The 11,729-nt window shown below is 49.2% G+C and carries 10 protein-coding genes and 1 rRNA gene; 3 read left to right on the forward strand and 8 right to left on the reverse strand.

Annotated elements, in window-relative coordinates:
* Positions 1 to 469 precede the first annotated feature (469 nt).
* Positions 470 to 1,162, reverse strand: coding sequence for a hypothetical protein (locus FHS60_RS06125; RefSeq protein ID WP_183696467.1), 693 nt, complete (start codon positions 1,160 to 1,162; stop codon positions 470 to 472).
* Positions 1,163 to 1,342: 180 nt separating this feature from the next.
* Here FHS60_RS06125 and FHS60_RS06130 point away from each other — a divergent pair, with 180 nt between their 5' ends.
* Positions 1,343 to 1,960 carry a MarC family protein gene (locus FHS60_RS06130; protein WP_183696471.1) on the forward strand — a complete coding sequence of 206 codons (618 nt, stop codon included), beginning with the start codon at positions 1,343 to 1,345 and terminating at the stop codon, positions 1,958 to 1,960.
* 191 nt (positions 1,961 to 2,151) lie between these two features.
* On the opposite strand, the gene FHS60_RS06135 is transcribed toward FHS60_RS06130, so the two are convergent.
* The 6 genes from FHS60_RS06135 to porX all read right to left on the reverse strand — a co-directional run bounded on the left by FHS60_RS06135 (position 2,152) and on the right by porX (position 9,861).
* Positions 2,152 to 4,926: a fimbrillin family protein gene (locus tag FHS60_RS06135; RefSeq protein ID WP_183696474.1), complete on the reverse strand. Its 2,775-nt coding sequence runs from the start codon at positions 4,924 to 4,926 to the stop codon at positions 2,152 to 2,154.
* A 36-nt stretch (positions 4,927 to 4,962) separates the two neighbouring features.
* On the reverse strand, positions 4,963 to 5,178 hold the full coding sequence (locus FHS60_RS06140) for a hypothetical protein (protein WP_183696477.1): 216 nt from the start codon (positions 5,176 to 5,178) through the stop codon (positions 4,963 to 4,965).
* Between the two features lie 270 nt (positions 5,179 to 5,448).
* The gene (locus FHS60_RS06145) at positions 5,449 to 6,492 is read right to left on the reverse strand and encodes a S41 family peptidase (protein WP_183696479.1); all 1,044 of its coding nucleotides are present in this window, start codon (positions 6,490 to 6,492) and stop codon (positions 5,449 to 5,451) included.
* A 9-nt stretch (positions 6,493 to 6,501) separates the two neighbouring features.
* Positions 6,502 to 7,299: a DUF3316 domain-containing protein gene (locus FHS60_RS06150; RefSeq protein WP_183696482.1), complete on the reverse strand. Its 798-nt coding sequence runs from the start codon at positions 7,297 to 7,299 to the stop codon at positions 6,502 to 6,504.
* 242 nt (positions 7,300 to 7,541) lie between these two features.
* Entirely contained in the window at positions 7,542 to 8,240 is a 699-nt protein-coding gene (locus FHS60_RS06155) for a DedA family protein (RefSeq protein ID WP_183696485.1), read from the reverse strand.
* 70 nt (positions 8,241 to 8,310) lie between these two features.
* A complete protein-coding gene (gene porX, locus FHS60_RS06160) occupies positions 8,311 to 9,861 on the reverse strand; it encodes a T9SS response regulator signal transducer PorX (protein ID WP_183696488.1) in 1,551 nt (516 codons plus the stop codon).
* 346 nt (positions 9,862 to 10,207) lie between these two features.
* Between porX and FHS60_RS06165 the strand changes: the two genes are divergently transcribed.
* Positions 10,208 to 10,594, forward strand: a complete 387-nt coding sequence (locus tag FHS60_RS06165) for a copper resistance protein NlpE N-terminal domain-containing protein (protein ID WP_183696491.1) — start codon at positions 10,208 to 10,210, stop codon at positions 10,592 to 10,594.
* 205 nt (positions 10,595 to 10,799) lie between these two features.
* Complete coding sequence (locus FHS60_RS06170; RefSeq protein ID WP_183696494.1) at positions 10,800 to 11,366, forward strand: hypothetical protein; 567 nt, start codon at positions 10,800 to 10,802, stop codon at positions 11,364 to 11,366.
* Positions 11,367 to 11,585: 219 nt separating this feature from the next.
* On the opposite strand, the gene rrf is transcribed toward FHS60_RS06170, so the two are convergent.
* Positions 11,586 to 11,697: ribosomal RNA gene (gene rrf, locus FHS60_RS06175) — 5S ribosomal RNA — on the reverse strand.
* Between the last annotated feature and the right edge of the window lie 32 nt (positions 11,698 to 11,729).

Genomic DNA, 11,729 nt, shown 5'->3' on the forward strand with positions numbered 1-11,729 from the left:
GTTCCTATCACACGAAAAATACAATAAGGGCGTCAGCTGACAGCCTTATTGTGTCAGCTGACGCAATAAGGAAGCCAGCCGACACAATAAGGATATTTTCAGCACTGCAAAACCTATTGATTTTCAGCGAAGAGAGAGAGATTTCCGCACAACTCAAGAGTGAAAAAAGAAGAGGTTATAACCTTCAATAAAGTGAAGATAAAGCCGTAAAACATACCATAACTTTCACTTTATTGAAGGTTATGAACAATCAGAAGAATACCTATATTTTTGTCCCTCAACACAAGCTCATTTGCTTGTTTAACTCCTGCTTAGAGAGATGCTCCACGCGCTATCCTTTCAAAGCAAAGCGGTCTTCCCTCATTGCGCAACATTCCCTCCCCTCGCTGCCTCACGGCAGCTGCTGGGAAAAGAAAAAAACTCGGACGAGAGGTCCGAGTTTGTGAGTGGGGAAGAATGTGGCGCACCTTTATGATTTGGCGCGCTCGAAGTATTTCTGACATTCCGCTTCATTGACTCCGCGAGCGGCGGCATAGGCACGGATGAGCGTGGTGTTGAAGGCGTCATCGGCTTGGAGGGCAGCCAGACTTTTGCAACCTTTTTGGATGCTGACTTTGCGCCCACATTTCATGTTGCCGGTGTCAAGTATCGAGAAACGGTAGCGGCCGTCGATGCGATCGAAAAGGATGTTGTCCGCACTGCACGCTATGGGGAGGAAACCTTCCTCATGCAGGCGCGCAGCGTAGTGGGCAAAACTTTCGAGCAGTTCGGCTCTCTCCGATTGGGGCATACCGAAGGCTTCGTGAAGAGAATGCTGATAGTTGGAAAAAATTCCGACAAAATACATATTCTGGTCCATCAGATTACGACGATAAGCCACATAGGCCACGGGCTCTTGGGTAGCGAAACCGCGCTCTCTGAGCTGTGCGGCGCAATAGTAGGAATGTTTGCCCTTTGATGCCTTGTAGATACGCACTGCCAAGCGATTGCGCCAGGAGGTTCGGCCGTAGTGTTTCACACAAAGCGTGAGTCCGTCAACATCCAGCAGGCGGATGCTGTTATTTGAATTGGAGAGCATGCTACCATTATTTTCAAAATGGTCAGCAATATTTACTAAATAATCGCGTAAGCGTTCGTATTTTGGGTTAATTATGAGGGTCACAAGTAGAACTTTTTTCTTTGTTGTCAAGATAATTAGGCGCTCAAAGATACTAAAAACTTTCTACGCTACAACCTTTTCAAGCACATCCTTCCTTCATTGAACAGAAGATTACACCATTTTGCTTGGTTGAAAAGCGTTGTTTTCGTATTTTCGCGCTATAAAACAGAAAAAGATTCCCTTATGTTGGACATTATTTCTCACACACTCTCACAGTTTAGCATTGAGCAAACTGCTGGTGCATTCATCGTGTTAATGGCTATCATCGATGTGTTGGGTTCTACGCCCATATTTCTCAATTTGCAGTCCAAAGGACGCCCCATCAATGCTCTGAAGGCTGCGGGTATTAGTTTGGTATTGCTCGTGGCTTTCTTCTATGCTGGTGATGCCGTGCTGCAACTCTTCCATGTCGACATCCAGTCGTTTGCCGTGGCGGGTGCGCTCATCATCTTCATCATGGCCTTGGAAATGCTCCTCGATGTTGAGATATTCAAATATGGCGGGCCCACGAAGGAGGCCACCCTTATTCCGGTAGTATTCCCCCTTATTGCCGGCCCTGGCGCATTCACTACGCTGATTTCGCTGAAGGCTGAATTTGCACAAATCAATATCTTGGCGGCCCTCACCCTCAACATGGGCTTGGTTTACATCATCATCGCGGGCGCGAGCTGGGTGGAAGAACACGTTAGCAAGACATTCATCTACATCCTGCGTAAGTTCTTCGGCGTGATTCTACTGGCCATCTCCGTGCGCCTCTTCACTTCCAACGTGTTACCGCTGATCGAGAGTTTAAGCAAATAAGGCTGTGCGCCAACGCCACTAAGGCGCAAAACGAACCGCGAGGGACGAGGTTAGACATCTGTGCTACCTCGGCCCTCGCTTTTATACGAAAGGCTGGTTTCCCAATTTGAGAAACCAGCCTTATTCTTGAATGTTCCTTTCGGACAATTGGCTGCTTAAATATATTAAACCTACAAGGTCAAATCAATGTATTATTCCGAGACAGGACGGACAGAAAGTCCGTTACCTTTTCTGAAATGTTCATACTTTGTATACACGCCCCAATTATCAAAGAACAAGCTGTTCGTTTTCTCCGAATCACGCGAAATGGCAGAATGATAACAACCGTAATTAACACTGCCATTCAGATAGCCGTCATGATGACGCCAACCCAAAGCAGGGAAATAGATCGTAGTAGTTGAACCGTCTCCCGTTTTGAAATGCCAACCCTGGTCGTAATTTCCCACCACGTTAAGCTCATCCTTATCACTTATGACATTATTCCCTGTAGTGGTAAAACCAGAAAAGGCATTGCTGGCAGGCATCTTGAAGCCAGCGGGACAGGGGTCGTAGACGGTCTTCACCACGACATTGTCATGGAAGCCGGTCTCAGTGTTATCCATCGACCAAAGGTTTACCTTCCAGAAATTATCATACCAAACGTAGTCATAGAACGTTTCGGGGTGTTGAATGCCGTTTTGAATGCTCATATTCTGCCCACCATTGGACTCAAATGTACCGTCAATGATAGCTTTCTTTCCTGGAAAAGCATCCTTACGTCCAAACTGATAGAAGGTAGAAGACATTTGTTTTGTTTCGCCAGGGGTCTGCGTGATGTCGATATAAGCAAACTGTTTCTCACCATCGTTGGCAACAGTCTGTTCCACCTTTACGCGAGCCATGCGAGGCTGGTCGGAGGGAGATGCATCCCATCTCATATAGGCAAAACCAAGCGGAAGTTTGGTGAAATTATAGGTAACGCCCGCTTTATTAACTACAGGAATCGTGTTGAGGGCATCATTCTGGGCGAACCATAAGTGCCACGACCATACGACTACTCCACCTTTCGTGACAGCAATGACGGCGTTACCGTTCTTAATCTTGTCCTGCGGCACATGGAACTGTACAAACTTTTTGTCGGCAGAAAGAGAAAGACTACTTGCTTCTACAATGCCGCTTTGGTCTGTCCAAACAATCTTTGCTCCATCGGGCACATTCGCACCTCCATTGCTCTGCGTAATCCAAGGATCAGTGATATTCTTACCTGCATGATCCGTGAAGTTTTTCAAGACATCAGAGCCCGACATAGTGGTTTTGTAGGAATGTTCATTAGTAGCACCGCCCGTGATAGCGTTACCGTAAACCAACGGAATACTGTAGTAGCCCGGGGCAGAGATGAGATAAGAGTTGGCAGTATTCTCAACAGTGGCCGCACCCGTGGCGTTGGAGAGGTTGTAGTAGTTGCCGGCAGCGCCCTTTGGTGTAGCGCTTTGCAACACTTTGTTGTATTTATTGAGGCGGTTATCGATGGCCGTAGTGATAGTTGCAACGCCGCTCTCAGCCGATGTACCTCCGTCGCCCTCCTCTTTGCTTAACTGGATGAGCCAGGCAGGTTTGGTGGTTCCGAGAGATGTCCAGGTGTTACCGCCGTCGGTGCTTTCCTCATACCCTACTACCTTCCATTTCACAGGCTGCTGAATGTAAGTATCAGGATCTGCTCGATAGCTCTGCACCGTATAGCTGGCAGCCTCTGTGGCTGTGTAGTCCACCACGGGGGGATTGGTCACGGTGAGCCAGTATATCCACGTGGATTTCTTCTGAGATAAAGCGTAAGTCTTCGTTGTGCCGGGCTTCCATGTGCCGGAGAGGTTCACGTTGATAGGCGTAGAACCGTCGGAGAAATAAATCTTTACGCTCACGCCTGCAAGCGATTGCGGAATCATATAGAAAGTGAAATTATCACCATTATTGCCCATGATGATTTGGTTAACGGCTTGCGAAGTACTCACATTGAGCGTACCGTCGCCACCAAGGGTGAACGTGGCGGGAGTACTCAGGTTGCTCCACGCCGCTCCGGTGCCGTCGGCTTGCGAAGAGAGCGTATAGCGTCCCTTGCTCTGCGCGTTGACGATCTCCACTTTCGTTATCGTCTTGTTCCATGAAAGATTCTGACCCACTTTGAAGCGCACAGCCGTCAGTGCGTGATGGAAATCGAGGTTCGTTGTCGGAGCCACGTATCGAGTGGCATACTTCACTTCGCCGGAGCACGCCGTCATGAGGTCTTTCTGGTTGACCACTTTTGGCTCTACTTCGAAATCAACATAAGGTGTAGATGTATAGCTCTCGGGAGACAGCTGAAATTTATTGTAGCTGGAAGTCACTAAAGGATAAACAGCATAAAACTTTCCATAGGGCTGTTCCCACGACCACAGAATCTCATTAACGAGCGTACCGTCGGGATTTGTGTCCTTGTTGTAGAACCATGGCGTGGTGCTGAGGGTAGAAGTCGTTCCGCGGTAGCCTATGGAGGAGAAATGATCTGCAGCAGAGAATGTTTCAACAACATTCGCACGAGGAGCGATGCGGGAACGGTGTGTCGTTCCGGCTTCTGTGTTCGTCTCTGCCTTGCGTGGCATACTTTCTATGCCGGCCGTAGTGGTTTCTATAAGGCAGGTGTTGCCATCGCCACCCTGCACATCCAATTTCTGTGAAGTAAGTTCTTCAGGAGTGAGGTTCAAGGGCGCGATCTGCTCTGCAAAAGCTGCACGGCTCAACGGACTGCCGGGCAGAGCACGACTGGCAGCTGGTCGGTGCGTGCCGTTCTGCGCATTAGAGACAATATAAGAAACCGCTGCGCCACGGTCGCCTTGATTGGTTGTATCATCGAGATCGTTATCAGAACAAGCACCGAGAGTCATCCCCATAATACAGAGAAAAGCAAACGCTGCCTGATGCACCGAATGCTTATGATATTGCTTGATATTCATATTGCTTGATTTTACTGTCGTATTACTCTTCTTTTTTCATTCCCACAAATTATTCTCAGAGAACTTCCGCGTTCCGGTAAGATCTGTGTCTTCATCATCTTCTTCGAGAGGTTTGATGGTAACATTCCCCCCGTTGCCACCACCTGGCTGCACAGCAGGACTAGAAGCCAAGAACGTAGTTTCGTCACAAAAAGCCACGACTGTACTTACAGGTTTGACATACATTTTCTTTATATATTCGCATTTTTTCATCGTTCCTCTTCGTTATGTTTTCTAATACTATTTTGTGAAATTAAATACAAAAAAACACGGGTAAAAGACAGACTTATTATGACAACAAGTCTGATACACAATCTCTATTCTGTGTTTCTTCTCTCTATTATTTCTGATTCAATTCACAAGTTTCTAGGATAGTTTTAATCAATTCCAACCACAAAGGTTTCATATTTATCCTGGAAAAACAAAATCCGTTTAACTTTTTTTCTTAAAAAAACGGACAAAAAGGAGAACTTTCTGGAAATATCACTCTATTCCGCTCGCCTTTTTCTTTGCTGTGCGGATCTGCTGGCGGGCTGTTTCGATGATGGTATCGATGCTGCGGGCGTAGTCGGAGGAGGAAATGTCAACTTTCATGTCGGGATCGATGCCCATCTCGGTCATGCGCTTCTCACTGTCGTACATGGGGCTGGCGGAGAAGCGGAGGGTCCAGCCGTTGGGGAGTTCGCTGGTGAACGGCAGGCCTGCGCCGCCACCCGTGCGGTCGCCAATGACGGTGACGCGCGGCAAACCTTTGAGGAACATTACGAAACTGTTGGCGGCACTAAAGGTGCGGCGATTCGTGAGGATGCAAACGGGCTTTTGCCAGCGCAAGCCCTTGAACGGCTTAATGCGGATGGCCTCCATGGGGGAGAAATCGTCGTGGCGCGGGCCTCGCTTGTGCTGCATATAGGCGCACGTGGTGGGTTCGTTGATGAAGAGCGAGGCCAGTTGCTCCGCACTGGTGAGCAGGCCGCCGCCGTTGCTCCGCACATCCACAATTAGGCCGTCGCACATGGCCAGGGCGCGCATCATTTCTTGCAGGTTGCCACTACCCAGAGGCGAGGCGAAGGAGGCGCAACGGATGTAGCCTACATTGTCCGAAAGCACGCGGTAGCGCAGTCCGCTACCCACGCGGAAATCTTCGCTGCGCCCGAGATAGCGACGCACGAGCGAGTCAGAGAAGTTCATAGGGAAATCGTCAAACCAAGCACCGTAGCGCGCCACATCGTGGGCGGCACTGAGATTCACATGGCCGTCGCGAAGCTCTGCCGTCATTCGGCGCAGAACCTCGAAAAGCTGTTCGCTCCGCATATTGTCCGTAACGCCCTGACGGTAGCGTTCGCGCACAGCCGCCCAGTCCAAACCGTATTCCTTATTCTTATAATCGAAAAAACAATAGTGTTCGTCAATAAGTTTCCAGCACGTCTCGAAGTTGCCCGTGGGCGTATTGTCCGCCATGTCCTCTGTGATGCAGGACGAAAGTAAGCCAGCGAGGAGCGAAAGAAAAAAGAGGTAAAGTGTTCTCATCGTAAGAGTTTATTTCAGTAGTCGCAATCGGCGCGTGTAGCCAACGACAAATTGGTTCTGCCAGTGGTGAGTTTTGATATGGTTGAAACGACTCTGCCGCACATCTGCGCCATAACCCAGCGTGAGGCGCGAGCGGCCCAGCGGGAGGGAGAGCGTGGTGAGAAAATAGAGTGAGGGCGCATTGCCCACATGAGAAACCACGCAATTATGGTCGCGGTGGCCAAGACCGAACAACTCATAGTAGGACTGCCCATAGGCAGGCGAGAAAGCCAGTCCGGCGAGAGGCACTGCCACTTCTGCGCGCGCCTGCCATTGCTGCCGCCCCACGCGGAAGTCATATTCCGCCAGCCCTGCTGCTGCCACATCCATGAAGAGCCTACCCTGCGCCGGATTGTTCCCATTTCGCGTGTTGTAGGTGACGCCCGTTCCGGCCTCGACCAGCGGACCGAAAGCCAGGCGAAAGGGGCGTTGAACAGACCTTTTATTCCACATCCACCCCACTCCCATTCGCAGGTTGGCATCCCATTCGCGGCCGTCGCCCGACAGCCCGGTGAGATGAGCGGCATCGGCTCTGTAGTGCGCCACCACCGTCACGCGGCCGCGCCCCCAGCGAGCATTGCGCTCCGTGCGGTGGCTAACGGAAAATCCCGCCCCGACATAGTCCTGCGGACTCAAATAAGTGTCGAGCACATGGGTGCGCCCAACGCCGAAGAGCCAGCTGTGGTCAACGGCTCGCAGCGTATCGGCCCGCTGTGCCGACAAAGGCAGGGCGGAAAGTAAGAAAATGAGGGATATGAGGTGTTTCATAATAGGTTGTAGGCAAAAGAAAATGAATAGGATAATGCGCGCCGTGATTTTCCTTATTGTGTCAGCTGGCATCCTTATTGTGTCAGCTGATAGCCTTATTGTGTCAGCTGACAGCCTTATTGTATCTCGGACTGGTCGGACGAGTCGGACCAGTCTGAGAAGAATCTGACCCGTCGGACCAGTCTGACTAGTCCGACTAGTCTGAAAAAAGTCTGACCAGTCCGAGAAAAAATCGCTCTCAATTAGTTCTCCTCTTCCTCCTTCTCCATCTCGTTGACACTCTTCACGATCTTCTCGCGGAGGTCCGACTTTTTCAAGCCGTTATAAATGAGATAGGCCAAGAAGAGAGCGGCGAGGCCGAAAAGGACATAACCCAGTTCGTGGCTATAACGCATGGCCAATTTCACTACCTGCTCTTTGGTTTGAACACCTGGGATGCGCGAAATGAAATAGCCAATGATGGCTAAGACAGTGTTCCATGCGCCGGCGCCCAACGTGGTGTAGAGGAGGAAAGGACCAAGCTTCATGCCCGACAGACCTGCCGGAATGGAGATGAGCTGGCGAACAGCGGGCACCAGACGGCCGAAGAAAGTGGCCGTAGCCCCGTGGTCGCGGAAATACTCCTCTGCGCGAGCCACGCTCTCCTCGGTGACGAGGCAGAAATGCCCCCAACGGGAGCGGGCAAACTTATAGATGACAGGGCGGCCCAACCAGCGCGCCAGGAAATAGTTGACAAGTGCACCGACATCAGCTCCCAGCGTGGCGAAGACAACAACCAGGACGATGTTCATACTCGGGTCGCTCATCGAGAGCCACGCCGCAGGCGGCACCACCACCTCGGAGGGGAAGGGGATAAACGAACTCTCGATGGCCATAAAGGCAGCCACCACCCAATAGTTGAGGTTCTCCAGAACCCAGGCAATCAATGTTGCGGAATCCATACTTTTCTGTCTTTTCTTTTTATTTGTGGCACAAAGTTAATGGAAAAGGAAGAGACGGCAAAACAGGGGCTTAGCGCTTCTTGGGCTTGAGGCAAACGAGGGGTATGAGCATTTCTTCCATAGAAATACCGCCATGTTGGAAAGTATTGCGATAGTATTGTGCGTAATAGTTGTAGTTGTTGGGATAAGCAAAGAAGCGCGAACCTTGTGCGTAGATATAAGCGGTGGAGAGGTTGGGCGAGGGCAGGCCGAAGCGGCGAGGGTCTTTCATCTCAAACACTTCGCGGGCGTTGTAGCCTAAGTTCTTGCCCAACTTGTAGCGCAGGTTGGTGTTGACGTTTCTGTCGCCCACCACCTTGATGGGCGCATCCACGCGGATAGAGCCGTGGTCGGTGGTGATAAGGATTTCGTAGTCCATCTCCGCCAGCTTGGTGAAGAGCTGCTTGATGGCCGTGTGTCTGAACCAGCTGAGCGTGATGGAGCGGTAGGCAGCTTCGTTGGAAGCCAGCTCGCGCACCATTCGGCTTTCTGTGCGGGCGTGGGAGAGGATGTCGATGAAGTTGATAACAAGGACGTTGAGCGGCGTTTCTGTGAGCTGCTTGATTTGGCCAAGGAAATGGTCGGCACCCTGCGAGTCGTTGAGCTTGTGGTAGGTGAACTTCTCTTTTCTGCGGTAGCGCTCGAGCTGGTGGCCAATGAGGAGTTCTTCGTTGAGGTTCTTTCCTTCGTCCTCGTCCTCTTCCACCCAGAGTTCGGGGTACATCTCGCGAATTTGCAAGGGCATGAGGCCGGAGAAGATAGCGTTGCGGGCATACTGCGTGGCTGTGGGGAGGATACTAAAGTAGAGGTCTTCGTCGATGTCGAAGTCGTCGGTGAGTTCGCGGCTCAGCTCGCGCCATTGGTCGTAGCGGAAATTGTCGAGCACAAGGAGAAATACTTTCTTTCCTTCACGTAGGCGCGGAAAGACGCAACGCTTGAACACATCGGGACTCATCAGCGGACGATCGTCTGGAGTATTGACCCAGTGCTCATAGTTCTTGCGGATAAATTTGGCAAAGGTGAGGTTGGCTTCCTCCTTTTGCATGGCCAGCATCTCGTCCATACTGCCGCCCGTCTCGGAGAGCTCTATCTCCCAATAAACGAGCTTGCGGTAGAGGTCCTTCCATTCCTCGGGCGTGGAGGTGTCGCTGATTTGCGCGGAGATTTTCTGAAACTCCTGGCGGTAGCTGCTCTGCGTCACCTCGGCCACAATCTCGCGCTGGTGGATGTTCTTCTTCAGCGTGAGAAGAATCTGCATCGGATTGACGGGTTTGAGCAGATAGTCGGCAATCTTAGCGCCGATGGCCTGGTCCATAATGTCCTCGGCCTCATTCTTCGTCACCATCACCACGGGCACATTGGGTTGCATGTCTTTGATGCCAGCCAGCGTTTCGAGACCTGAAAGGCCGGGCATATTCTCGTCGAGAAAAATGAGATCATAAGCGTTGTCGCGGCAGAGGTCGATAGCGTCCTGTCCGTTGGAGCAGCTGGTCACTTCATAACCTTTGCGCTGCAAAAAAAGGATGTGAACATTGAGCATATCAATCTCATCGTCCACCCAAAGTAGTCTTCCTTGTGTCATATATTTCGTAGTGTGCTATTAATTGGGATTTTTAGCAATGTGCATAAGCGCAACAGTGCCGCAAGAGGAGGTGTGCGCGAACCCATTCATCAGATTGAACAAACGAATGAAGTTCACAATCCTTATCTTGCTTGTGTGCAAAAATACGAAAAAGGAGAATTAAGCTATTGTTACAGACGCCTTTTTTGCCACCTCTACCACTCAGAAGAAGAATATCACAAGAAAAAAAACATCAGAAATCATAAAAAAGTTTACTTCTTGTTGTATGTCCAAAGATTAGTAGTACATTTGTCGCAACTTCCTAAATACGGAATAAACGAATAATAACTTAAATATACAAAAGACAATGAAAAAGATTCTTTTCGTAGCTGCTGCAGCAGTTATGACTTTCGCTTCTTGCGGCAACAAAACAAATGGTAACGGTAACGGTACTGATAGCATTGCCGACAGCACTGCTGACAGCACAGTTTATGCTGGTGTTCTTCCTGGTGCAGATGGTTCTGACTCTGTAACTATCACACTGAAGTCTGACAGCACTTTCACTCGCACTCACTCTGGCAGCCAAACTGAAACTGGTAAGTACAGCGTTGATGCTAAGAACATCCTGACAACTGTTGCAGGTGCTGACAGCGATTTCTACGCTATGACTCCAGACAGCCTCACTATGCTCGGCGCTGACAAACAGCCTGCTGCTAGCGGTCTGCCTTATGTTCTGAAAAAGGTGGCTAAGTAAGAAAACTACGCACTATTAGCGTAACAATAAAGCAAATACGCTCCTCTCTCTCCCTCTGTCCTCCGACAAGGGAAAGAGAGGATTTTTTGTGGGAATAAAAGTAGGAAAAGACTTTTTATCCTGTAAAATATCCTTTATAATTGTTTTAGTATAAAAATAAATACCATAAATTTGCACATAATACATAACTAAAAACAAATGAATTATGAGTAAAAAACTTTTAACCCTAACCCTCGCTATCTTGAGCATAAGCTTCGCCTTTGCCCAGAAAGTAACAGTTCCAGAACCTGAATTCTCCGATCAAACGTATCTCCTTACCTCAAATACCGAATACGTAAAACTACCGAGAGAAACAGGCGTAGTAAAAACAAAAGCCGGAGCTTCAGTATATCTGACAGGTATCGGAAAGATCAAAACACGCATCTCTCTACCAGGCACAACATCAAGCGTAGCTGCAAAACAAGGCGAAGATGTACGCCTGATTATAAAAGCTGCCAACAATGCAACAGATCCTAACTCTTTCATAAGCATCTTCAAATTTGAAGTAAAGGGAAAAGAAAGAAGAGCACAAATCGCCGAAGCTGGAACATTCTCAGGCAGCAAGTCAAATTCCTTAGGCCAAATAGAGTTCCAAGCCAAGAAATATGGCACAAGCTCATACCTCATAGTCTTAGAAGGCCTCCAGCCAGGGGAATATGGAATTTCCTTAGGAGATCCAGACAAATTGAATGAGAAGAACAGCATGAAGATTACCACCTTCAGCGTTAAATAAGAAAAAAACATAAAAGCCCTTCTTTTACTGTTCAAAAAGAAGCACAAATCAAACATCAGGTGAGCCTCCCAAACGGACTCACCTGATATTTTTATAATCCGCCCTAACTGCTCCTTTTCTTCGCTTGGTTGCCCCCAAAATACAACCGAGCCTTCTGCCTCAAACACAAAAAAGAGACTCCCATCAGATGATTGCTCTGATAGGAGTCTCTTATTTTAAAAAAGGCGGCGACCTACTCTCCCGTCTTGTGGACAGTACCATCGGCGCAACCGGGCTTAACTTCTCTGTTCGGAATGGTAAGAGGTGGAACCCCGGTGCTATAACCACCTAAATAAGTCTGACATCATTGCAAAATCATAACAA

The sequence above is a fragment of the Alloprevotella rava genome, assembly GCF_014195585.1.
Classification (GTDB): domain Bacteria; phylum Bacteroidota; class Bacteroidia; order Bacteroidales; family Bacteroidaceae; genus Alloprevotella; species Alloprevotella rava.

Bases quoted from the DNA above. Each gene is read 5' to 3' on its own strand.
- FHS60_RS06130 (WP_183696471.1), top strand. From the start codon at position 1,343: ATGTTGGACATTATTTCTCACACACTCTCACAGTTTAGCATTGAGCAA.
- FHS60_RS06135 (WP_183696474.1), bottom strand. From the start codon at position 4,926: ATGAATATCAAGCAATATCATAAGCATTCGGTGCATCAGGCAGCGTTT.
- FHS60_RS06140 (WP_183696477.1), bottom strand. From the start codon at position 5,178: ATGAAAAAATGCGAATATATAAAGAAAATGTATGTCAAACCTGTAAGT.
- FHS60_RS06145 (WP_183696479.1), bottom strand. From the start codon at position 6,492: ATGAGAACACTTTACCTCTTTTTTCTTTCGCTCCTCGCTGGCTTACTT.
- FHS60_RS06150 (WP_183696482.1), bottom strand. From the start codon at position 7,299: ATGAAACACCTCATATCCCTCATTTTCTTACTTTCCGCCCTGCCTTTG.
- FHS60_RS06155 (WP_183696485.1), bottom strand. From the start codon at position 8,240: ATGGATTCCGCAACATTGATTGCCTGGGTTCTGGAGAACCTCAACTAT.
- porX (WP_183696488.1), bottom strand. From the start codon at position 9,861: ATGACACAAGGAAGACTACTTTGGGTGGACGATGAGATTGATATGCTC.
- FHS60_RS06165 (WP_183696491.1), top strand. From the start codon at position 10,208: ATGAAAAAGATTCTTTTCGTAGCTGCTGCAGCAGTTATGACTTTCGCT.
- FHS60_RS06170 (WP_183696494.1), top strand. From the start codon at position 10,800: ATGAGTAAAAAACTTTTAACCCTAACCCTCGCTATCTTGAGCATAAGC.